Below are 22154 nucleotides of genomic sequence, written 5' to 3'. Positions count from 1 at the left end.
CGGAGCGCGGGCGTGATTCCGGGATCGGGCTACGCTGGAGCCCGCCCTTCAGCGACAGTACGCGCCCCGCGGTGCGGGTGCACGGAAGGCGCCGTAAGAGTTCGACACAGTACTCCGACACCCTGTCGGACCCCCGCGGCCGGCCCCTCCGGACGCATGATGCGAGGTGCGCGTGACCCACGACGACGTCCGATCCACGAGCAGTCTCACCGCTCGATCGCCTCAGATCAGCGGGCACGAGATCGCGTCGACCCTCGTCCCGCCCCGGCAGTTCGAGGGCGCGACGTTCGAGAGCTACCGTCCGGACCCCGAGCACCCCTCGCAGGCCGAGGCCGTCGAGGCCCTGCGCGCCTTCGCAGCGGGCGGCGGTTCCCGCGGCGGCGGGGGCGGGTTCTTCGGCTTCGGCCGCAAGAAGGCGCCGGAGGTGAAGCCCGGCGTCTACCTCGACGGCGGCTTCGGAGTCGGCAAGACGCACCTGCTCGCGGCGATCTGGCACGCGGTCCCCGGTCGCACCTACTTCGGCACCTTCATCGAGTACACCGCCCTCGTCGGCGCCCTCGGCTATGCGGCGACGGTGTCGCTGCTCAAGGGCTCGGCGCTGCTCTGCATCGACGAGTTCGAGCTGGACGACCCGGGCGACACGATGCTGATGACCCGCCTGCTGGGCGAGCTGGTCGCCTCCGGTACCCGGATCGCCGCGACCTCGAACACCCCGCCGAACGCACTGGGGGAGGGGCGGTTCGCCGCCGCGGACTTCCTGCGCGAGATCTCGGCGATGGCCGAGCACTTCCGCACCATGCGGATCGACGGCACCGACTACCGCCGCCGCGAGATCGAGGGCCACGCCCTCACGCGCAACGACTCCGAGATCGAGGCGCTCCTCGCCCGGGCGCCGGAGGGGGCGGTCGTCACGGACGACACCTTCAGGGCGGCGGTCGACCACCTCGGGTCGGTTCACCCCTCGCGCTACATCAAGGTGATCGAGGGAGTCGACGCCATCGTGCTCCGCGACGTCACCGCTCTCACCGACCAGACCGACGCCCTGCGGCTCGTCGCCTTCATCGACCGGGTCTACGACGCGCAGATCCCGGTGCTGGCCTCGGGAGTCGCCCTCGACGAGGTGTTCGGCGGCGACATGCTCAGCGGCGGCTACCGCAAGAAGTACCTGCGCTCGATGTCGCGCTTGATCGCGCTCACCTCGATGGATCCGTTCGGGCCCCGGACGTCGTAGGCCGCGGACCTCGCGATCCGCGGACCTCGTAGGATCCGCGGTTCCCTCAAGGGATTCTCCGCTCGCGGACGGGGCTCTGGCAGCACCGTGTAACGCGTTGTTTACCGAGACGGCCCGCCTGTAACACGTTCGAAACGTGGCACCCCTCGGCACGAAACCTCACCCCGCCAGACTGACGGGCGTACTCAAGCGACCCGACTCCGCTGACGCCCTGGCGTTCACCGGGCCGCTCCTGCGCACCCGAGGAAAGGTTTCAGAATGGATCAAGGCAATACTGCCTTCCTTCTCATCGCGGCGGCACTCGTGCTGCTGATGACGCCAGGACTGGCGTTCTTCTACGGCGGCCTGGTCCGCGCCAAGAGCGTCATCAGCATGATGATGCTCAGCTTCGGTGCCATGGGGCTCATCGGGGTGCTGTGGGTGCTGTACGGCTACGCGATCGCCTTCGGCAACGGCCCCGCGGGCCCCGCCGGCACCGACTCCTTCGTCGGCATCGACGGCTTCCTCGGGATCGACGTCGCGCAGATCGGCCTGCAGGGCGTCTACGACGACGCACTCGGCGAGCAGACCGGCGCCTACCCGGTCCTCGCCTTCGCCGCCTTCCAGGCGACCTTCGCGATCATCACCGTCGCGCTCATCTCTGGTGCGATCGCCGACCGCGCCAAGTTCGGCGCCTGGATGGTCTTCGCCGGAGTCTGGGCGACCGTCGTCTACTTCCCCGTCGCCTCCTGGGTCTTCAACTTCACCCTCGGTGACGAGGGCGTCGTCGACGGCGGTTGGATCGCCTACAACATCGGAGCGATCGACTTCGCGGGCGGCACCGCCGTCCACATCAACGCCGGTGCGGCGGCCCTCGCCCTCGCGATCGTCCTCGGCAAGCGCGTCAACTTCACCAAGGGTGCGCACCAGCCGCACAACCCGCCCTTCGTGCTGCTGGGCGCCGGACTCCTCTGGTTCGGCTGGTTCGGCTTCAACGCCGGCTCCGAGCTCGCGGCCGACGGCTTCGCGGCCATCGCGTTCCTCAACACCATCGCCGCCCCCGCCGCGGCGATCCTCGGCTGGCTCGTCATCGAGAAGATCAAGGACGGGAAGCCGACCTCGGTCGGCGCCGCCTCGGGTGCCGTCGCCGGCCTCGTCGCGATCACCCCGGCCTGCGCCAGCCTCTCGCCGTTCTGGGCGATCGTCCTCGGCGTCATCACCGGTGCGGTCTGCGCCCTGGCGATCGACCTCAAGTACAAGCTCGGCTACGACGACTCGCTCGACGTGGTCGGCGTCCACCTCGTCGGCGGTCTGATCGGAACGCTCTACATCGGCTTCTTCGGCACCGATGTCGGACTGTTCCTCGGCGGCGGATTCGACCAGCTCGGCAAGCAGGCCCTCGCGGCCTTCACCGTCCTGGCCTACTCGTTCCTGATGACCCTCCTGATCGGCTGGGTCATCCAGAAGACGATCGGATTCCGCGTCAAGAACGAGGACGAGGTCGCGGGCATCGACACCGCGATCCACGGCGAGAACGGCTACGTCCTGGCGGACTAGCACTCGCACCACCGCGCGCACCACCCGGAGGGGGTGCCGGCTCCTCGGAGTCGGCACCCCCTCCTCGTCGTGCACGCCGTCCGACGCCGGGTCGCCGATCCGGGCTAGGGTTCCGGGGTGCCCTCCTCACGCTCGGTCGCATCGTTCCTCCTCCGGCTGCTGGGGCGGGTGAGCGCCTCCCGACCCGACACGGCCCCGACGGCGCAGCGGCCCTTCCTCACCGCGCGGGACGCCGCTCCGGGAGCGACGGGAGTCGGGCGGACCACCGAGGTCGATCCGACCCGCGTCCGCGGCGTCCACCTCGGCTACGCGCCGACCGCCGACGGGGATCCCGACCCGGGGGAGATCGTCTGGACCTGGGTGCCCTACGAGGAGGACGACGGTCGCGGCAAGGACCGCCCCGTGCTGGTGCTCGCCGTCGAGAAGGCGGGGACGGTGCTCGCGGTCCGCCTGAGCTCGAAGCAGCACGACGACTACCTCCCGATCGGGACGGGAGCGTGGGACCCGGAGGGGCGCCCGAGCTACGTCGATCCGGAGCGGGTGTTCCGGGTGCACCCCGCCGGCATGCGGCGCGAGGGCGCGGCGCTCGACCGCTCGCACTTCGACTCCGTCGCGAAGTCGGTCTCGGCGCGCTACGGCTGGCGCTGAGGTCAGGCGGTCGGGGCGATGGTGACGAACTCGGGGTACTTCGCCGAGCGTCCGTCGCCCGACGACGTCCCCGCCAGTCGGCGGCGCACCCAGGGCGCGACGTGCTGCCGGTAGTACTGCGCCGATCCGCCCGGCGCTGAGGCGGGCTGCTCGGGCAGAGCCTGCCACGAGGCCGGCGGGGTGAGTCCGAGCGAGGACAGCACGCGCGAGGCGACCCGGTGGTGCCCGCGCGGACCCATGTGCAGGCGGTCCTCGGACCACAGCTCGGTGCGCCGGAACTCCGGGTCGTTCCAGTTGTCGGCCACAACGACGTCGGTACGGCCGTCGAGCCGGCGGAGGACGGCGTCCGTCAGCGCGTCTCCGCGGCGCTTGATCATCCGGCCGAGGGGCAGCCGTGCCGAGGGGTCGGCGCCGGCGAGCGCGATCAGGGTGACCCCCTCCTCGTCGCAGCGCTCGAGGACGCGGAGGTAGGAGTCGGCGATGCTGCCGATGTCCGCTCGCGGGCGCAGCATGTCGTTGCCGCCTCCGTTGAAGGAGAGGTGCGTCGGCTTCAGGGCGAGGGCGGGCTCGAGCTGCTCGGCGACGATCGGGGCGATCAGGCGCCCGCGGATCGCGAGGTTCGCGTACTGGATGCTCTCGCCCGTCGCATCCGCCCAGCCCTGCGCGGCGAGATCGGCCCAGCCGCGCGCCGTGCCGTCGGGCAGCTCGTCGCCGACGCCCTCGGTGAAGGAGTCGCCGATGGCGACGAGACGGACGGCGGTCATCGGGTTCCTCGGCGGGGCATCGTCGCACTGTACTCCGGCGGCGGGCGCTCGGCGTGCGGCGCTCTGTCGTCCCGGATCCCGCTCAGAGCGGCACGGCCGCCGCCTCCCTCTCGGCCGCCGCGACCGCCCCGCGCCGCCGGTGGCGCCGCTCGATCGCCTGACCCGCGTAGCTCGCCGAGACGATCAGCGCGGCGCCGCAGACGCCGACGGGGCCGATCGCCTCGCCCGCGACCACGACTCCGACCAGCAGCGCCCACACGGGCTCCGTGCCCATCAGGATGCTCGCGCGCGACGCCGACGTGCGTCGCACCGCCCACAGCTGCACGACGAACGCGAACAGGGAGCAGAGGAGCCCGAGGAAGAGGACGTCGGCCCAGGCGTGTGCGTCCAGGCGCGCGACGGCGACGGGCAGGTCGCCACCGGCCAGCAGCGAGAACGCGCTCGCGCAGACCAGCATCTGGACGAGAACGACTCCGAGGGATCCCTCGGTGCGGCCACGGGTGAGGTGCGCACTCGCCGTGACGTGGATCGCCCGAACGATCGCGGCCGCCACCACCAGGCCGTCACCCCAGGTCGGGGTGCGCAGTCCGCCCTCGGACACGAGGAGCGCGACACCGACCACCGCGGCGACCGCGGCGACGAAGTACGAGCGGGGGAGCCAGGCGCGCGAGGCGGCGCCCTCGAGGACCGGCGTCATCACCAGCGCCAAGCTGATCAGCAGGCCCGCGTTGGTCGCCGACGTGAGGTGGACGCCCCAGGTCTCGAGACCGATGATCACCGCCTGGGAGCAGCCGAGGACCGCGGCGATCAGCAGCCCCCGGCCGCGGGGGAGGCGCTCCCTCCGGGCGACGCAGACCAGGGCGGTCGCGATCGCCGCGACGAGGAAGCGGAGTGCCACGGCGGACGGGACCCCCGTCTCGGCGGCGAGATCCTTCGCGGCGAGGAAGCTCGCACCCCAGACCGCGGCGACGCCGATCAGGAGGAGGTCGACGACGGGTTCGGAGCGGGTGCGCGGGGCCATGCGACCACTGTCGCGGGCGGGAACGCGGAAGAACAACGGGTATCTCCTGCATCGTTGCATTAGGAAGGACTCGTGGATCCGACTCGACTCCGCCTCCTCCGCGAACTCGGCGACCGCGGGAGCGTCGCGGCCGTCGCGACCGCGATGCACGTCAGCCCCTCGGCCGTCTCTCAGCAGCTCGCGGCGCTGCAGGCCGCGATCCCGGTGCCGCTGACGGTCAAGGACGGCCGCAGGCTCGTGCTCACCGAGGCGGGGGAGGCCCTCGCCGTCGCGTCGACGCGGGTGGAGGAGGCTCTCGCCCAGGCGCGGGACGCGGTCGAGTCGTTCCTCGAGCAGGAGGAGCGGTCGGTCGGCCTCTCGGCCTTCCACAGCGCGGGACTCGCCCTGTTCGGCCCGCTGCTGCGGGAGCTCGACGGCCGCCCGCGCGTCTCGCTCGCCGACGCAGACGTCGCCCAGGACGCGTTCGCGGGCCTCACCGCCGACCACGACCTTGTAATCGCCCACCGCCTGGCCCACGACCCGCCGTGGCCCCTCGCCCGCCTCGTCGTGACTCCGCTCGTCGTCGAGCCCCTCGACATCGCCCTGCCCGCCGATCACCCGCTCGCCGCCCAGGCCGGCATCCGGCCCGAGCAGCTGCGCACCGAGCGCTGGATCTCGACGCACGAGGGCTTCCCGCTCACCGGGGTCCTCGAGCACCTCGGCGCCCTGATCGGCGAGTCGCCCCGGATCGAGCACCGGATCAACGAGTTCTCGGTCGCGGCGCACGTCGTCCGCGCCGGCGCCGCCCTCGCCGTGATGCCGCGGATCACGGCGGCCGCGCTCGCCGTCGACGGGATGGTGCTGCGGCCGGTCGTCGGCGCCTCGCTCGTCCGCCACGTCGACGTGCTGGCCCGCCCCGACGCACTCGCCCGGACGCCGGTGCGCACGGTGCTCGCGGCGCTGCGGAGGGTGGCCGCGGCCGTGGAGCGCGGCGCCGCCTGAGACCCCCTCGCCGAGTGTCGTGGGCCGGACGGTCAGGTGGGTCCGGAACACTGCAGAAGTCGGATACCACCGACGCGCCCGGAATCGCAGACCGGTGCAGGCGGTGGTGCGGCGCGACGTCACGATCCCACGAAGGAGACACGATGACCGATCAGGCCGGAATCCCCGAGGCCACCACGCTCGAGGGGACGCAGCGCACCATCGCGATCCTCGGAGCGGGCGGCGATCTCACTGAGCGGCTGCTCATCCCGGGCCTCGGCCGGGTGGCGGAGCTCGCCCGCGCCTCCGAGCTCACGCTGATCGGCGCCGCGCGGACGCCGCAGAGCGACGACGAGTGGAAGGCGCTCGTCCGGCGCAGCCTCGAGACCGCCGGGACGTCAGCGCACACCGTCGAGTCGCTGGTCTCGCGCGCCTTCTTCGTCGCGACCGACGCCTCCGACCCGGAGCAGCTGAAGGCCCTGCTCGACGCGTGCCCGTCGGCTCCGGTGCTCTACGTCGCCCTCCCGCCCGCCATGGGCCACGCCGTCGCCGACTCGCTCGCCGCGATCGAGCTCCCCGACGACCTCGTCGTCGCCATCGAGAAGCCGTTCGGCGAGGACCTCGACGACGCGGTCGCCCTGAACACCGCGCTCGCTGCCGTCCTCCCCGAGGGCCGCCTCTGGCGCATCGACCACTTCCTCGGCAACACCACCGTGATGGGGATGCTCGGACTGCGCTTCGGCAACCGGCTGCTCGAGTCGAGCTGGAACGCCGAGAACATCGAGAAGATCGAGATCGTCTACGACGAGACGCTGGGGATCGAGGGGCGCGCCGCGTTCTACGACGGCACCGGTGCGCTGCGGGACATGCTGCAGAGCCACCTCCTGATGGTGCTCGCCCTCACCACGATGGAGCGACCCGACGAGATCGTCGCGCGCGACGTCCACGAGCGGATGGCCGAGGTGCTCGGAGCCGTCCGGCTGTGGCGGGACGATCCCTCCTCCGCTCGCCGCGCCCGCTACACCGAGGGTCGCGTGGACGGCCGCTTCTTCCCCTCGTACGTCGACGAGCCCGACGTCGACCCCTCCGCCGGCACCGAGACGCTCGCCCAGGTGCTGCTGCAGATCGACTCGCCCCGCTGGGCCGGGGTCCCGTTCCTGCTGCGCTCCGGCAAGGGGATCGGCGACCCGCGCTCCGAGGTCGCGGTGCACTTCCGTCCCGCGACGCCTCCCCGGGGCCTGCGCGGTGCGGCTGAGGAGGCCGGGACGGTCCTGCGCATGTCGCTGAAGGGCGGCGACGTGCACCTCGACCTCTTCGTGAACTCGGCCGACGATCTCACCGACCTCGAGCGGGTGACGCTCGAGGCGCAGCCCGGGACGGCCACGCTCGACCCCTATGCGCAGGTCCTGGCCGGGATCCTCCAGGGCGACACGCTGCTGTCGGTGCCGGGCGACGTGGCGGAGCAGTGCTGGCGCATCGTCACTCCGGTGCTCACCGAGTGGGCGCGCGGCGAGGCTCCCCTCGAGGAGTACCCCGCGGGGAGCGCTGGGCCCGCCGACTGGTGAGCATGTGCGCGCTCCTCACGCGCGTGGGAGCACCGTGCCCTGATGGAAGCGGAGGAGCGGTTCTTCGAGCTGCCAGAGAGACGTAGGGGCTGCGGAGCGGCCGCCCGTCATGGAGGTCGGTATCGGTGAGAGACCGTCACGCCCCCGAAACGCCGCCGCCACACCCCGTCCGTAGCGTGAGCCGGAGCGACCCGCGACCCGACGGGCCGCTGAGGGCCGGGCAGAGGAGCAGCAATGAGTGGGAACACGGTTCGTCGCGATGCGATCAAGGACGTCGAGGCGTACGTGCCCCCGGCCGTCAGCTTCACCGACGCGGAGGCGCCCGGGCAGATCTTCGGCGAGAACGTCTTCAGCACCATCGTGATGCGCCAGCGACTGCCGAAGTCGGTCTTCAAGTCGGTCATGGCCACGATCGAGCACGGAGCGAAGCTCGACCCGCTGGTCGCCGACGCCGTCGCCTCGGCCATGAAGGACTGGGCGCTCGAGAAGGGCGCGACGCACTACGCGCACGTGTTCTATCCGCTCACGGGCCTGACCGCCGAGAAGCACGACTCGTTCTTCGAGCCCGTCGGCGACGGCTCCGCCCTCGCGGAGTTCGCCGGCAAGACGCTGGTCCAGGGCGAGCCGGACGCCTCGAGCTTCCCCAACGGCGGCCTGCGCAACACCTTCGAGGCCCGCGGCTACACCGGGTGGGACGTCACGAGCCCGGCGTACGTCCTCGAGAACCCGAACGGCAACACCCTCTGCATCCCCACCGTGTTCGTCTCGATGACGGGGGAGGCGCTCGACCACAAGACGCCGCTGCTGCGCTCGCAGCAGGCGATGGGCGAGCACGCCGCGCGGATCCTCACGCTCTTCGGGCACGCGGATCCGGCGAAGATCGTGTCCTTCTGCGGACCCGAGCAGGAGTACTTCCTGATCGACCGGCACTTCTTCCTCGCGCGGCCCGACCTGCTGAACGCCGGGCGCACCCTCTTCGGCACCACGCCGCCCAAGGGCCAGGAGTTCGACGACCACTACTTCGGCGCGATCCCGGAGCGTGTGCTCGGCTTCATGATGGACACGGAGCGGGAGCTGTTCAAGCTCGGCATCCCCGCGAAGACCCGGCACAACGAGGTGGCGCCCGGCCAGTTCGAGATCGCGCCGATGTTCGAGCGCGGCAACATCGCGGCCGACCACCAGCAGCTGCTGATGACCACGTTCAAGACGATCGCCAAGAAGCACGGGATGGAGTGCCTCTTCCACGAGAAGCCGTTCCAGGGCGTCAACGGCTCGGGCAAGCACGTCAACTTCTCGCTCGGCAACAGCGAGCTCGGCTCCCTCCTCGTCCCGGGCGACACCCCGCACGAGAACGCGCAGTTCCTCGTCTTCTGCGCCGCGGTCATCCGCGCGGTGCACCTCTACGGCGGGCTGCTGCGCGCCTCGGTCGCATCGGCCTCGAACGACCACCGCCTGGGCGCCAACGAGGCGCCGCCGGCGATCATCTCGATCTTCCTCGGCGACCAGCTCGGCGACGTCTTCGAGCAGCTCGCGAAGGGCCCGGCGACCTCGTCGAAGGGCAAAGGCACGATGCAGATCGGAGTCGACACCCTCCCCGTCCTGCCGACGGACCCGGGTGACCGCAACCGCACCAGCCCGTTCGCCTTCACGGGCAACCGCTTCGAGTTCCGCGCACCGGGATCGATGCAGTCGGTGAGCGGCCCGATGGTCACGATCAACACGATCATGGCCGACTCGCTCGACTACGCGGCGACCGAGCTCGAGAACGCGGTCGCCGACGGCGCCGACTTCGACACGGCCGTGCAGGAGCTGCTGACCCGCATCATCACCGAGCACGGCGCTGTCGTCTTCAACGGCGACGGCTACGCGGACGCCTGGCCCGTCGAGGCGGAGCGACGCGGTCTGGCGAACCTGCGCACCACGCTGGACGCCCTGCCCGAGCTGATCACGGACGAGGCCCTGGCGCTGTTCGAGAAGTACCGGGTGTTCAATCACCGCGAGATGCACAGCCGGTACGAGATCGGCCTCGAGCAGTACAGCCTCAGCATCGGCGTCGAGGCGCGGCTCACGCTCGAGATGGGCAGGACCTCCATCCTGCCCGCGGCCGTACGGCACCAGACGGAGCTCGCGGTGAACGTGGGAGCACTGAAGGCGGCCGGGGTCGAGGCCGACCTCGCGCCGCTCACCGAGGTCGGCGACTCCGTCACCGCCCTGCGGGCCGCCCTCGCGACGCTCACCTCGGCGCTCGCCGAGGAGGTCGCGCACGACGCCCTCGCGGAGGCGCAGCACGCGAAGGACACGCTGCTGCCGGCGATGAACGCGGTCCGCACGGCCGCGGACACCATCGAGAGCATCATCGCCGACGACCTGTGGCCGCTGCCGACCTACCAGGAGATGCTCTTCATCCTCTGACGCCCCGCCCGGGACCGCTCGACAGCGGCGGTCCCGGACCGGCGTCCGGGTACTCTGGGGACCCACATGACTCCCGACAGCGAACCGCCCGTCACCCTGACCGACTCCCTCGAAGACCGGCTGCGCGCCCAGGTCGCCCGCGAGGGGGAGCGGACCGTCGCCCTGCGCGCTGCCGCCCTGCTCACCGGCGGCTACGAGGGCGAGTCCTTCCTGCTGACGGTCGGCGGCGAGCACGCCGACGGGATCCTGAAGGGTGCACCGTCGCTCTACTGGCCCGAGCTGTGGGGCGCCCGCGCCCTGCTGTACGTCTGGGACGACGCCGCGGCCGAGGCCGTGACCGCCGGTCTCGCGAACGCCTCCTGGCGCGTCCGCGAGATGTGCGCGCGGGTCTGCGCCGAGCGCCTCCTGGGCGGTCAGAAGAAGCTGGCGCGCCTCACGACCGACGAGCACCCCCGCGTCCGCGCCGCCGGAGCCCGCGCGCTGGCGGCCGTCGCCGTCGCCGGCACCACCTCGGGTCGCGACGAGAAGGGCGAGTTCGCGGCCAGCGTCGAGCAGACGCTGACCGCGATGCTGCGGGACCCCGACCGCGATGTCCGCCGCGTGGCCCAGCAGTCGGCAGACGCGCTCCGGGACGCGCGCGCCTGACGACCAGCCGGCCGGGCCCTCCGGCGGTGGCGGATCTACTGGGACGAGACCATGCGCGCCCGCTGGTCGAGTAGCCGCCCCAGGCGGCGGAGCGGCGGCGCGTCTCCGTGCTGAGGGAGAAGGCGGTGCCCGTCGCCACCCATGCTGGTCGAGCCCGCAGCCCCGCAGGGGCGTACCGAGACCCACCGACGTCAGCAGATCGGCCTCATGGCCAGGCCTTCTGACGGACGTGGCTCTCGATACGCCCGCTGCGCGGGCTACTCGATCAGCGAGGACGGGGCGACACCGGTGAGGTGACCTCTCCTAGGAGACCCGGGCTTCTGACGGCCGTGGATCTCGATACGCCCGCGGCGAGGGCCGAGGGCTCGATCGGCGAGGTCGCGTCAGAGCGGGCGGGGCCGGTAGGCCTCGATCAGCGAGTCGAAGAGCGTGTTCATCCGCGCGTCGACGACCCGGCGCGACGGATCGGCGTCGTACCACTCGACGATCTCGCGCGCGCCGTCGCTGAAGCGGACGGTCGGCGAGAAGGCGGGCACGAGGCTCCGGATCTTGGCGTTGTCGAAGACCATCGAGTGGGCCTTGTCGCCCAGGAGCCCGGCGCCGAGAGCGGGGTCGGCCGCCGCGATCGCGTCCGAGGTCACGTGCACGAGGCGGGCCTCGACTCCTGCGGCCGCGGCGAGCGCGTGGTGGATCTGGTCCCAGGTCGGCGTCTCGTCGCCGGTGATGTGGAAGGCCTCGCCGATCGCTCCGGTCGCGCCGAACAGCCCGACGAGACCGACCGCGACGTCGTCGGTGTGGGTGAGCGTCCACAGCGACGTGCCGTCGCCCAGGACGACCACCTCGAGGCCGCGGCGCATCCGGTCGACGACCGTCCAGCCGCCGTCGACCGGCAGAGCCGTCCGATCGTAGGTGTGCGAGGGCCGCACGATCGTGATCGGGAAGCCGCTGCGGCGGTACTCGGCCACCAGCAGGTCCTCGCAGGCGATCTTGTCCCGCGAGTACTCCCAGAACGGATTGCGCAGCGGAGTCGACTCGGTGACCGGCAGCCGGCTCGGCGGGGTCTGGTAGGCGGACGCGGAGCTGATGAGGACGTACTGACCGGTGCGCCCGGTGAACAGGTCGATGTCCTGCTGCACGTGCTCGGGAGTGAAGGCGGCGAACTCGACGACGACGTCGAAGCTCTCGTCGCCGAGCGCGGCGCGGACGGACTCGGCGTCGCGGATGTCGCCGCGGAGCTCGCGGACCCCGTCCGGGAGGGGGCGGATCGCGGTCGTGCCGCGGTTCAGCACCGTGACGTCGAAACCCAGCAGGAGGGAGCGGACGACGCAGGCCGAGCTGATGATGCCCGTTCCTCCGATGAACAGAACACTGAGCGTCATGGTCGACCTGGCTTTCTGTGAGGCGGCGGGGGAGTGCGATGCCCTCGGCTCGAGGGGCGCGCCGCAGTCGATTCCCTCACGGCGCAGCCGCTTCGGGAGGAACCTCGACGTCGCCACGCCGAGGGACGCTGCGAATCGCCGCGGGAGAGCACCGAGCGACAGCGCGGAGAGGAGAGTGCGGATCAGTCCGTCATCGCGCGGTGCAGCGTCTGGACCATCAGTGCCAGAGTCGCATCCACTTCGCGGCGATCGGCGCCTCTGAGGATCGGATGCCCCTGCTCGAGAGAGCGGCGGACCGCCTGGATCGAGTCGGTGGGCGCATCCCTGCCCGAGATCAGTATCGCCGGACGGATCACCAGCGATGCTCTTCGCCCGGGAGCCCCACCGATGACGCCCTCGACAGAGAGACGTCTCTGGACAGAAGGCGACCTCGGCCGTGACGGCGAACCTGGCTTCCCGTCACGGCCGAGCGGGCCTGCGCCCAGGAGGATCGATCGGATGCCGGAGCCAACCCGAATGGCTCCGACCGGCGATCCTCCGACGGTCCTTCCGGATTCTGATCCGGCAGGTCCGACCGCTCTAGGGACAACACCCGCAAGGTGCGCTGGCAGATCCCCTCTTCGCGCCGTCCCTTCTCGGAATCGGGTGTTCACGCCGTCGAGTCGTCCCGGACAGAGCCGACAGCGATGAATCATCGAGAGAGGATCGTCACCTCTTCTGCGCATTCCTGCCGCACTGTCGCCGAACGGGAGAGAGGGCGGCGAGACGGACTCGGCAAGTGGTCTACTGTCGCGATCAGGCTCTCTGCGCGCGAGGCGCGGAGCACAGGAGTCAGGATCCACACGGTGACGGCAGCGGGAACGACCTCGGGGCACGACGGCGATCCGGGCGGGGATGCCGGGCTGCTGTCCGCGTCCGTCATCGACGCGCTCACGCACTGGTTCGACCGGGACGCACCCGTCGCCCGGTCGATCAGCTACGCGGTCTTCGACCGCCGGGGGATCCTGTTCGAGCACGCGATCGGGGAGGCGGATGCGTCCGGCGCACTCCCGCGTCGCGACACGGTCTACCGGATCGCCTCCCTCTCGAAGAGCTTCCAGGCCGCGGCCGTCCTCCTCCTGCGCGATCGGGGCCTGCTCACCCTCGACGACCGGCTGTCGGCGCACGTCCCGCAGTTCACGGATCCGGTCGACCGGGCCGGTGTCGTCCTGCCGGTCACGGTGCGGATGGTCCTGAGCAACTGCTCCGGACTGCCGGAGGACAACGGCTGGGCCGACCACGAGATGGGTATGGCGCGGGAGGAGTTCCTCGCGCTCGTCGCCCGAGGACTCGCCTTCACCGAACGGCCCGGAGACGGCTACCAGTACTCGAACATCGGCTTCTGGCTGCTCGGGATCCTCGTCGAGAACGTGTCGGGCCGGGAGTTCGCCGACCTCGTCGCCTCCGAGCTGCTCGAACCGCTCGGGCTGACCGGCACCCGCTACCGCGTCACCGACTACGCGGCGGACGGCGTCGGGGGAGGGATCGCCCAGGGCTTCAGCACGGTCGACCGGGGCCGGACCTGGTCCGCGCGACCCGTCGTCGGATCCGGGGTCGGCGCCTGCGCCGCGAGCCTGTTCAGCACGCTCCCGGACATCGCCCGCTGGAGCTCCTGGCTCGGCAGCGCCTTCGACCCGGAGAACGCGGACGACGCGATCCTCAGCCGCGCGTCGCGCCGCGAGATGCAGCGCGGATCGACGACCATCCCCGCAGGACCGCTCCAGCCGGCGAGCCCGCACCTCGCCTCCGCCGCCTACGGCCTCGGGCTGGTCGTCGAGCAGGACGAGCGCTTCGGCACGCTCGTCCAGCACTCCGGCGGGCTGCCCGGATGGTCGGCGAACATGCGCTGGCATCCCGCCTCGGGGATCGGAGTGGCCGTGTTCGCGAACACCGACGGCGTGCGAGCCGCGGTCCCCGCTGCGGCGATGCTCCGAGCGGTCCTCGTCGATCTCGACCTCCCCGCCCGGGAGATCGCCCTGCTGCCGTCGACCCTCGCCGCCGCGCGGGCCGTCGAGGACGCGATCGTCCGGTTCGGCGACGTGGCCGCTCCCGGTGCGGCCGCGCTCTTCAGCCCGAACCTGCTCAGCGACGTCCCGGCCGACGTCCGTCGAGAGCGGCTCTCCGCCGCGCTCGCCGAGGTCGGCGGCCTGGACGAGGCTCGCGGTGCCGCCCCGCTGACCGAGCGGATGCTGTGGAGCGCGTCCGCGGCCCAGCTGACGTTCCTCCTCCCGGGACGCACGGGCGATCTCGAGTGCCGGATCGAGCTGACCCCCACCGAGCCGGCCCTCGTGCAGCGCCTCGTGATCGAGGAGCGCGATCCGGCGAGCGCGAACGCCTCGGTGGTCCGGCACTACCGCCCCGTGGACGGCTCACACCCGCGCGACGAGGCTCTGAGCGGCAGCTCACCTGCGGACGAGGCCCGCGGTCCGTTCACGGACGACTCGGCGAGCGGTGTCGACCTAGGCTGATCGGCGTGACTCCCGCAGCGCCGACCCTCGCCGCTGTGGGCGCGATCCGCGTCGCCGTCGGCGTCCTCGCGATCGCGGTGGTCGGGTACGCCTACGGCCTGTCCGTGGCAGCCGGCGAGCCGAACCCGTTCGACTACTTCGGCTACTTCACCAACCAGACGAGCGTCGTCGTGAGCGTCCTGCTCGTCATCGCGGGCGTGCGCTCGCTCGCCCGGCGTGCGACTCCCGCCTGGTTCAGCGTCCTCCGCGGCGCGGCGACTACCTACTCGATCGTGGTGGCCGTGATCTACAACACCCTCGTGCCCGGCACCGGATCCGCGCCGCCGTGGGTGAGCGCGGCGCTGCACGTCGTCCTCCCCGCGATCGTCCTGCTCGACTGGGCCCTCGTGCCCGACCGGAGCCTGCTGCCGTGGCGGCGACTGTGGGTGGTCCTGCCGTATCCGCTCGTCTGGCTCGTCGTCGTCCTCGTCCGCGGGGCGACCGACGGCTGGGTTCCGTACGGCTTCCTGCTCCCCGAGAACGGCGCGACCTCCCTGGCGCTCCACGTCGTCGGCCTGAGCGCCGCCGTTCTCGCGGCGGGCGCGCTCGTCTGGGTGCTGAGCAGACGCTCGAGCCGTGTGGTCGCCCAGGGCGGGCCGCGTGCGGTCGGCGGGCGCTGATCCGTCATCGGTGGGACCCTGGAGCCCATGCACACGCGACGATCGGGCCTCGACGGCGGGAGTCCGGTGCTGCTCCTGCACGGCGGGGGAGTCGCCGGCTGGATGTGGGACTCGCTGCGTGCACGCCTCGAGGCGACGCACGGCGTACTCGTCCCCGATCTTCCCGGGCACGGATCGAGCGCCGACGAGCCGTACCGCTCTCATGACGCGACGGTGGAGGCGCTGGTGGCGATGCTGCGCCGCGAGAAGGTGGGCCCGGTCGCCGTGATCGGCTTCTCCCTCGGCGCGCAGCTCGCCGTGCAGCTCGCCGCCCGGCACCCGGAGGCGGTCGAGCGGGTCGCGGTGGTGAGCGCCCAGGCGAGCCCCCTCCCGTTCGCCGGCCCCACGCTCGGCCTGCTCGCGCTCGCGGCGCCGCTCGCCCGTTCTCGCCGGTTCGCCCGGCTGCAGGCCCGTGAGCTCTTCGTGCCGCCCGCGTCGATGGAGGCCTACCTCGAGACGAGTGCCGGCATCTCGCGTCGGACGCTTCTCGCGGCGGTGGGCGAGAACCTGCGGTTCCGCGTGCCGGAGGGCTGGGCGAGCTACCCCGGCGACGCCCTGGTGATGGTGGGTGGTCGCGAGCGCGCCGTGATGCGGGAGTCGGCGTCGATCCTGCATGCGGCCCTCCCGACGAGCCGGCTGGAGACCGTCGACGGGGCCGGCCACGGCGTGCCCCTCCAGCGCTCGAGCTGGTTCGACGAGCGAGTCGTCGCGTGGCTGGCGGAGACCGCCTCGACCCGGTGACGTCGGCGCGGAGAGGTCACTGCGCTCGTGGAACGCTGTACGGCGTCGCGCTCGCGAGGAACGGCGGCCCGGAAACGCGTCAGCTCCGTGGGTCGTCCTGCCCGCGGTCGCCGGTCAGCGCGGCCTCGCGGGCTCGGCTGTGCTCGTCGGCGCTGATCGTGCCCGCCGCGCGGAGAGCGTCGAGTTCGGCCAGCCGGTCGGTGAGCGGGGCGCCGGCAGGTCCGACTCCGTGCCGCAGGTAGCGGGCGGCCATGTCGGTCTGCATCGTGGTCGGATCGACGCCGAGCTGCCGCGCGCGGCGCACGTACCGGACGATCAGCACGACGATCAGCACGATCACCGCGAGGATCACGATCGGGACGACCGCGAAGACGACCGAGTACCACGGGGGCACGATGATCTGCTCCGGCACCGTCGGGGCGGAGAAGTCCGAGTGGAGCGCCGCAGAGACGATCCCGGAGTGAACGGTGCTGAGGGTCATGCGACCTCCTCGGTGATGGGCGTCCCTCGAGTCTGCTCCGCTCCCTCCGCGCCCGCATCGCCCGGCCGGGGGAGGGGCGCCCGCGGGCGGAACCGTACGGTGGTGCTCAGCGGAAAGGCCGGCTGATGGCGCTGGTCGTCTGGAACAGCACGATCCACACGAGGAACTTCCGGAGCGGACGCAGGGGCCATCCGACGAGTCGCCGCCACCCTGCCCGCTCGGGCCAGCTGATCGCGATCGTGACCTGCGTGCCGCCCGTCGTGGGCGTCAGGGAGAACTCCGTGAGGATCGCCGAGCTCCGGGGAGCGTCGGGAGAGGCGACGCGCCACGCCACGTGTTCCGGCCGATCCAGCTCGACGAGCTCGATGCGCTTGCGTCGGAATCGAGGCTTGATCCTCACCGGCTTCCCATCGGGTCGGCGGAGGCGCGCGTGACCCTGCCAGACCGCACCCGGCATCACGTCCTGGCCCGAGTCGTCGAGATGGCCTACGCTCAGCTCCCACTCGGGGACGCGGAGGGGATCGGCGACGAGCGCCCACACGTCCTCGATCGGCGCAGGGACGAAGGCCTCCGTCGATCCCGAGGCTCGCCCACTCGCCGCGGGCCAGGGCGTCGTCTCCGGCGAGTCGAAGCGGTCGAGACGGGCGAGCACGGCATCGGGCGTCGTGCCGAGACGGCGGAGGAGGTCGGTGATCTGGCCGCTCGGCTCGGCGACGAGCTCGCGCAGGACCGCCGCGGCGTCGCCTCCCTTGCCGGTGCCCCCGGCACGGGCGAGCAGGTCGGCCGCGCGCCTGCTCCACTCGTATCCGGAGGTCTCGTGGAGGACGATCCGCCCCGACTCGGGGAACGGCGCGTCGATACCGAGCGACGCCAGCTGCTCCGCGTGCTGGGCCTGCACAGCGCGGCGGGCGGCGGCGAGGTCGATCTGCAGGCTGCGCAGCGCCCGGCCCGCGGACTGGTCGCTGATGACGAGCGCGAGGAGCAGGTGCTCGAGGTCCGCTTCGCGCAGCCCGAGCCGGGAGGCCTCCTCCATCGCGGCGAGACTGAGGGACTGACTGGTCTGCGCGACGCGAGCGAACTTGCTCATGCTCTTCTCCTGGGGGTCGGGATGGTCGGGTCGATCCGCTTGGAGTGCTTCTTGTGCGCGGCCTGACGGCTCACGCCGAGCGCATCGGCGATGTCCTGCCAGGTCATCCCCGCCCGCAGCGCGGCCTCGACCTGGCGCAGTTCCATCGTGTCGGCGAGCACGCGCAGCGAGGAGACGGCCCGCAGGCCCGCCTTCGGGTCGCTCAGGTCTGCTGCGACTGCTGCGATCTCCAAGGACTCCATGCTGTCAACCTATGTTGCTCACGACGGGGGTGTCAACCCGAGTTGCTACGAGCGCCGCCTCCTGCTGTGCGGATCGGTTGCTGCCTCAGTCCACCGGTCCAGGTCGGAGACTCGCGGTCACGAGCAGGGCGCGACGGCACTCCGCGGCAGAGACGATGTCGGGCCCGGGCAGGCTGGAGCAGCACTCCTCGAGCAGCACTGCGGTGCCGTCAGCGCTCTCAGGCCGCGCGCACGCCCCCGGCTCCGGCCCGACGTCCCGCGGTGAAGCGGAGGAGGAGGGTCCCCGCGAGCACGATCGCGGCGGCGACGAGGGCCGCGATCCCGGCCGGGACCGAGACGAGGTCGCCGCCGAATCGGCCGACGGCGACCCAGGAGAGGCCCCAGCACAGCGAGAGCATCGGGGCGATGCGCCCGTGGCCCGTGACGGCGAGCAGCAGACCGACCAGCGCGGCGACGATGAGCACTATGACGGCCCAGGCCGACGCGCCCGGTCCGTCGGCACTGCCGATCCCCGCGCCGACGAGACCCGCCGTGACGTTGGCCACCGTCGCGACGCAGACCCAGCCGAGATAGAGGCCGAACGTGCCGTCGGTGATGATCGCGTCGACGACTCCGCTCGAGCGCGTGGCGCGCAGGAGCACGAAGATCCGGGCGAGGACGGCCAGCAGGAGGGCGATGACCACGACGCTGAGCGCGAGGAGACCGGCCTGCACGACCAGGATCCACGCGGCGTTGAGGATGAGGCTGGCGGCGGCCCAGTAGCCGAGGCGGCGGTGACGGCTCCGGGCCGCCTGCGAGGGCAGGAACTGCCAGATCGCGTAGGCGATGAGCCCGGCGTAGATGACGCTCCAGATCGCGAACGCCGGGCCGTCGGGGGCGACGGGAGTCGAGGACGCGCTCAGGGCGCCTCCCGCCGCGTCCTGGATCTGCGTGCCGCCCGCGGCACCGGACCCGATGAACGAGCCGACGAGGGCGAGGACCGCGCTGACCGCGACGACCGCCTGCCGGATCCGGTCGGCGCGGGTGGGGGATGCTGTGGCGGTCATGTCGCTCCTCAGTTACTCAGCTGGCTGAGTAACGACCGTAGCGCGCTGACCGCCTCCCTCGGAAGGCGGGGCTTCTCGCCGTGCCGATGGTTGACGGAGGGGTGCTCGAGTGCTCGGTGCTCGCGGCGCACTCGATCAGGTGAGGCGCTCGGTCAGGTGCACGGTGACCGGATCCCCCAGCTCCCGGCCGAGCTTCTTGCGGAGCTTCGCGCTGATCGAGAGCATGTGGCCGCCGGTGCCGGTCGGCATCAGCCCGGCGGTGATCGGCTCGCCATCGACCGTCGCGACGACCCGCACCGCCTTGCCGGTGCCGAGCAGCTCGACCGATCCCGGGACTTCGACGCACGACCAGAGCTCACCCTTCACGGTGACTCCGATCGGCGCGGTGAAGCGGACATCCATCGGACCGGGGCTCGTGCTCACGGGAACTCCTCTCGTCACCTCTCACGTGAGCAGACAGGCGTCGGCGCTTCTGCGGCGAGCCGGCCCACTGACGACCCGAGGGGTCTCGCGGCCTTCTAGGCCTGGTCCGCCTCCGCGTGCGGGAGAGGGACCTGAAGGTCGGAGGCGGTCAGCGGGGTCTCCGCCAGCCTGCGACTCAGCGCGTCGCGCTCGGCCGTGAGGGAGGCGATCGTCGGCCGGTCCAGACGCGGGTCGGCGATGTCGCTGAAGGGGCTCTCGGTGCCGGTGCGCGCCGAGACGGCGGCGGCGTACTTCGTCGCGGCTCGCTTGACGTCGGCGGCGGCACCCTCGATGCGGCCGCGCCGGCTCTTCTTGCCGGAGGCGAGCTCGGCGTGCTTCTCGAGTGCGTCGGCGAGCTTGCGGTGTGCGGATTCGATCTTCTTCGACATGTGTCTATCTTCCCGCAGTCGCGCGCCGATTCCGTCGACCGAGCGGAACCGGGGCGGACGGGACTCCCGAGGGCCGCCCGGCGCGGTCTCGTGGCGCGAGCGGCCCCGGAGGCAGCGGGTCAGCCCTGCACGATGACGACCTTGCCGCTGCCCTTCTCCGCCAGGGTGTGCGCCTCGACGACGTCGGCCAGCGAGAGCTCGTGATCGACGCGGGGCGTGTAGTGCCCGTCGCGGCCCAGCGCGGCCGCGAACCGCAGGAGGGCCGAATCGTTGCGGGCGTCGACCTTCCGCAGGCCGAGGCGAGCAGCGCCCTGGTCGTCGATCACAGTGACGACCCGAGAGGCGTCCCCGACGATGGCCAGTAGTTCGGGCAGGGAGTCGGACGGGGCCGAGTGCAGGGCCGCGTCCACTCCGCCCGGGGCCAGGGCCGCCACGCGCTCGGCGAGCCCGGGGCCGTAGGTGGTGGGGAGGACGCCGAGCGACTCGAGATAGCCGGCGTTGCCGGCGCTCCCGGTGCCGATGACGGTGGCGCCGGCGGCGAGGGCGAAGGCCGCCGCCGCGCTGCCCACGGCGCCGGACGCACCCTCGATGAGGAGGGTGCGTCCGTTCAGATCACCCAGGGCGTCGATGACCGCCGCCGCGGTGGCGGAGGCGAGTCCCGCGGCAGCGGCCTGCGCCGTCGACCAGCGCTCGGGGACGGCGCTCCAGGCGGTGAGGACCGCGAACTCGGCCGTGGTGTCGCTGACCCCGCCCAGTCCGAACACGACGTCGCCGATCTGCGTGTCCGTCACCCCCGGGCCGACCTCGTCGACGACTCCGACCGCGTCGCGGCCCGGGACGGCGGGCAGGGCGAGGGGGAGGAACTGCGCGAGACGCCCCGCGCGGAGCAGGACGTCGATCGGATTCACGCTGGTGGCCTGCACGGCGATCCGCACCGATCCCTCGACGGCGTGGGGCTCCGGCGCGTCCTCGACGACGAGGACGTCGGGGGCACCGTAGGAGTGGAAACGGACTGCGCGCATGCGAGGACTGCTCTCTGATCGGGGCGGTGCAGCAGATCCTTGCTGCGGAAACGAACGCTACGCCCTTTTCCTTTCCGCAGCAAACGACGGTAAGGTGCGTGCATGCCCGCAGCCGATCGCCTCTCGCCGCAGGAGGACCGCACCTGGTCGCTGCTCGTGGGGGTCATGATGTGGCTGCCCGCCGAGCTGGACGCCTACCTCGAGCGCTCCGCCGATCTCAGCCACGCCGAGTACGGAGTACTGCGCTGCCTCTCCGTCAGCGAGGACCGCGAGGTGCACATGGGACGCCTGGCGGCCACCGCGAGCGTGACCCCGTCGCACCTCTCGCGGATCGTCGCCCGGCTCGAGAAGCGGAACCTCCTCGCCCGCAGCACGGATCCGGCGGACGCCCGCAGGACGCTGGCCCGGCTGACCGAGTCGGGAGCGGGCCTCCTCGAGGAGGTCGAGCCCGGCTATGTCGCGGAGGTCCGCGCGCGCGTCTTCGAGCGCCTCGAGGGCCGGCAGCTCGACCAGGTCGAGGACTTCGCGGAGGCCGTCCTCACCCCGCTGCGGAGCGACTGCGTGAGCCTCCTGCCGCCCCGATCGGAGCGCTGAGGCGCCGTCGACTCATCGGCGGCTCGCTCGGCCCCTTGCGTCAGAGCGCGACGGTCAGGTCGTACGGGTCCGCTCGCCAACCGCAGCCGGCACCGTTGGGCTCGTCCGTGAGCACCCAATCGATCTCGTGATCCTGCTCCTCCAGGGTGCGACCAGCGGAGTCGAGGAGGGTGAGGTGCACCGCGTCGGGGTGATGGTCACCGAAGTCGTAGATCCACAGATTCGACACGGAGTGGGTCACCCAGTAGGAACGCCCGGTCGGGGGCGCGGCCGCCTGCGACGGGTAGGCGCAGATGTCCTCCGCGCAGAGTCCGATGTCCGCGATGATCTCGACATCGTCGCCGCGCACCGTGACGCGGAGCTCGTTCGTGTAGCCGATCTCGTGGCAGTGCACGCCGCAGCCCGAGAGAGCCAGGGCGACTGCGCCGCCGAGAGCGACTGCCGGCCCCGCGGCACGGAGACGGGCGGAAGACACGCCTAGGTCGTGGCGTCGCGCTTGAGGCGCTGCTTCGCCGCCCGCTCGGTGAGGACGGAGAGGTAGTCCTGCACGGGGCGATCGAGGAGCTTGGTCAGCTCGTCCCGCACGATCGCCTCGACAACGCCTTCGGCACGATCGGGGTACTTCTTGCGCACCGCGGCGGTCGCATCGCGGACGACCTGGTCGACATCGAGATCAGTGGTCATGTCGACAGGATGGGGCACGAAGGTTAACGAACCTCATGAG

General features: G+C 71.8%; 24 protein-coding genes. 11 read left to right on the top strand and 13 right to left on the bottom strand.

Features of this window, described 5'->3' with window-relative positions; all coding sequences use genetic code 11:
* Positions 1 to 172 precede the first annotated feature (172 nt).
* The 3 genes from zapE to GRS92_RS04370 all read left to right on the top strand — a co-directional run bounded on the left by zapE (position 173) and on the right by GRS92_RS04370 (position 3415).
* Positions 173 to 1231, top strand: a complete 1059-nt coding sequence (gene zapE, locus GRS92_RS04380; RefSeq protein WP_159853673.1) for a cell division protein ZapE — start codon at positions 173 to 175, stop codon at positions 1229 to 1231.
* 258 nt (positions 1232 to 1489) lie between these two features.
* The gene (locus GRS92_RS04375) at positions 1490 to 2767 is read left to right on the top strand and encodes an ammonium transporter (protein WP_159853671.1); all 1278 of its coding nucleotides are present in this window, start codon (positions 1490 to 1492) and stop codon (positions 2765 to 2767) included.
* A gap of 117 nt (positions 2768 to 2884) precedes the next feature.
* Positions 2885 to 3415 (top strand): type II toxin-antitoxin system PemK/MazF family toxin, encoded by a 531-nt coding sequence (locus GRS92_RS04370; protein WP_159853669.1) that lies wholly within the window; start codon positions 2885 to 2887, stop codon positions 3413 to 3415.
* Between the two features lie 2 nt (positions 3416 to 3417).
* Here the strand turns inward: GRS92_RS04370 and GRS92_RS04365 are convergent, their stop codons facing one another.
* Both GRS92_RS04365 and GRS92_RS04360 read right to left on the bottom strand, forming a co-directional pair.
* Entirely contained in the window at positions 3418 to 4179 is a 762-nt protein-coding gene (locus GRS92_RS04365; RefSeq protein WP_159853667.1) for an SGNH/GDSL hydrolase family protein, read from the bottom strand.
* Positions 4180 to 4261: 82 nt separating this feature from the next.
* Complete coding sequence (locus GRS92_RS04360) at positions 4262 to 5200, bottom strand: DMT family transporter (protein WP_159853665.1); 939 nt, start codon at positions 5198 to 5200, stop codon at positions 4262 to 4264.
* 72 nt (positions 5201 to 5272) lie between these two features.
* Here GRS92_RS04360 and GRS92_RS04355 point away from each other — a divergent pair, with 72 nt between their 5' ends.
* From GRS92_RS04355 to GRS92_RS04340, 4 genes are all read left to right on the top strand, one after another.
* Entirely contained in the window at positions 5273 to 6181 is a 909-nt protein-coding gene (locus GRS92_RS04355; protein WP_159853663.1) for a LysR family transcriptional regulator, read from the top strand.
* A gap of 143 nt (positions 6182 to 6324) precedes the next feature.
* On the top strand, positions 6325 to 7725 hold the full coding sequence (locus GRS92_RS04350) for a glucose-6-phosphate dehydrogenase (RefSeq protein ID WP_159853661.1): 1401 nt from the start codon (positions 6325 to 6327) through the stop codon (positions 7723 to 7725).
* A 234-nt stretch (positions 7726 to 7959) separates the two neighbouring features.
* Positions 7960 to 10137, top strand: coding sequence for a glutamine synthetase III family protein (locus GRS92_RS04345; RefSeq protein ID WP_159853659.1), 2178 nt, complete (start codon positions 7960 to 7962; stop codon positions 10135 to 10137).
* Positions 10138 to 10203: 66 nt separating this feature from the next.
* Positions 10204 to 10782 carry a HEAT repeat domain-containing protein gene (locus GRS92_RS04340; protein WP_235021815.1) on the top strand — a complete coding sequence of 193 codons (579 nt, stop codon included), beginning with the start codon at positions 10204 to 10206 and terminating at the stop codon, positions 10780 to 10782.
* A gap of 383 nt (positions 10783 to 11165) precedes the next feature.
* Here GRS92_RS04340 and GRS92_RS04335 read toward each other — a convergent pair whose 3' ends face one another.
* Complete coding sequence (locus GRS92_RS04335; RefSeq protein ID WP_159853657.1) at positions 11166 to 12161, bottom strand: NAD-dependent epimerase/dehydratase family protein; 996 nt, start codon at positions 12159 to 12161, stop codon at positions 11166 to 11168.
* 182 nt (positions 12162 to 12343) lie between these two features.
* Positions 12344 to 12517 carry a hypothetical protein gene (locus tag GRS92_RS04330; protein WP_159853656.1) on the bottom strand — a complete coding sequence of 58 codons (174 nt, stop codon included), beginning with the start codon at positions 12515 to 12517 and terminating at the stop codon, positions 12344 to 12346.
* 489 nt (positions 12518 to 13006) lie between these two features.
* Here GRS92_RS04330 and GRS92_RS18955 point away from each other — a divergent pair, with 489 nt between their 5' ends.
* The 3 genes from GRS92_RS18955 to GRS92_RS04315 are packed head-to-tail and all read left to right on the top strand — an operon-like array spanning position 13007 to position 16107.
* On the top strand, positions 13007 to 14668 hold the full coding sequence (locus GRS92_RS18955; RefSeq protein WP_159853654.1) for a serine hydrolase domain-containing protein: 1662 nt from the start codon (positions 13007 to 13009) through the stop codon (positions 14666 to 14668).
* 5 nt (positions 14669 to 14673) lie between these two features.
* Positions 14674 to 15327, top strand: coding sequence for a Pr6Pr family membrane protein (locus GRS92_RS18950; RefSeq protein ID WP_235021814.1), 654 nt, complete (start codon positions 14674 to 14676; stop codon positions 15325 to 15327).
* A 27-nt stretch (positions 15328 to 15354) separates the two neighbouring features.
* Entirely contained in the window at positions 15355 to 16107 is a 753-nt protein-coding gene (locus GRS92_RS04315; RefSeq protein ID WP_159853652.1) for an alpha/beta fold hydrolase, read from the top strand.
* 79 nt (positions 16108 to 16186) lie between these two features.
* Here the strand turns inward: GRS92_RS04315 and GRS92_RS04310 are convergent, their stop codons facing one another.
* From GRS92_RS04310 to GRS92_RS04280, 7 genes are all read right to left on the bottom strand, one after another.
* Positions 16187 to 16588, bottom strand: a complete 402-nt coding sequence (locus tag GRS92_RS04310) for a hypothetical protein (RefSeq protein ID WP_159853650.1) — start codon at positions 16586 to 16588, stop codon at positions 16187 to 16189.
* Between the two features lie 106 nt (positions 16589 to 16694).
* Positions 16695 to 17675 carry an SRPBCC family protein gene (locus tag GRS92_RS04305; RefSeq protein ID WP_159853648.1) on the bottom strand — a complete coding sequence of 327 codons (981 nt, stop codon included), beginning with the start codon at positions 17673 to 17675 and terminating at the stop codon, positions 16695 to 16697.
* Positions 17672 to 17917 (bottom strand): hypothetical protein, encoded by a 246-nt coding sequence (locus GRS92_RS04300; protein WP_159853647.1) that lies wholly within the window; start codon positions 17915 to 17917, stop codon positions 17672 to 17674. Before GRS92_RS04300 ends, GRS92_RS04305 begins: the two co-directional genes overlap by 4 nt.
* 218 nt (positions 17918 to 18135) lie before the next feature.
* Entirely contained in the window at positions 18136 to 18963 is an 828-nt protein-coding gene (locus tag GRS92_RS04295; RefSeq protein WP_159853645.1) for a tryptophan-rich sensory protein, read from the bottom strand.
* 135 nt (positions 18964 to 19098) lie between these two features.
* Complete coding sequence (locus GRS92_RS04290; RefSeq protein WP_235021813.1) at positions 19099 to 19386, bottom strand: DUF1905 domain-containing protein; 288 nt, start codon at positions 19384 to 19386, stop codon at positions 19099 to 19101.
* A 95-nt stretch (positions 19387 to 19481) separates the two neighbouring features.
* The gene (locus GRS92_RS04285) at positions 19482 to 19814 is read right to left on the bottom strand and encodes a hypothetical protein (protein WP_159853643.1); all 333 of its coding nucleotides are present in this window, start codon (positions 19812 to 19814) and stop codon (positions 19482 to 19484) included.
* Positions 19815 to 19933: 119 nt separating this feature from the next.
* Entirely contained in the window at positions 19934 to 20836 is a 903-nt protein-coding gene (locus GRS92_RS04280) for an alcohol dehydrogenase catalytic domain-containing protein (protein WP_159853641.1), read from the bottom strand.
* A 102-nt stretch (positions 20837 to 20938) separates the two neighbouring features.
* Here GRS92_RS04280 and GRS92_RS04275 point away from each other — a divergent pair, with 102 nt between their 5' ends.
* Entirely contained in the window at positions 20939 to 21430 is a 492-nt protein-coding gene (locus tag GRS92_RS04275; protein WP_159853639.1) for a MarR family winged helix-turn-helix transcriptional regulator, read from the top strand.
* 40 nt (positions 21431 to 21470) lie between these two features.
* Here GRS92_RS04275 and GRS92_RS04270 read toward each other — a convergent pair whose 3' ends face one another.
* On the bottom strand, positions 21471 to 21905 hold the full coding sequence (locus GRS92_RS04270) for a hypothetical protein (RefSeq protein ID WP_159853637.1): 435 nt from the start codon (positions 21903 to 21905) through the stop codon (positions 21471 to 21473).
* 2 nt (positions 21906 to 21907) lie between these two features.
* Entirely contained in the window at positions 21908 to 22114 is a 207-nt protein-coding gene (locus GRS92_RS04265; RefSeq protein WP_159853635.1) for a three-helix bundle dimerization domain-containing protein, read from the bottom strand.
* Between the last annotated feature and the right edge of the window lie 40 nt (positions 22115 to 22154).

It is taken from the genome of Rathayibacter sp. VKM Ac-2754 (assembly GCF_009807095.1).
Taxonomy (GTDB): domain Bacteria; phylum Actinomycetota; class Actinomycetes; order Actinomycetales; family Microbacteriaceae; genus Rathayibacter.
Note: the sequence above shows the minus strand (reverse complement) of the source record. Positions and strands in the feature narration are given on the sequence as shown.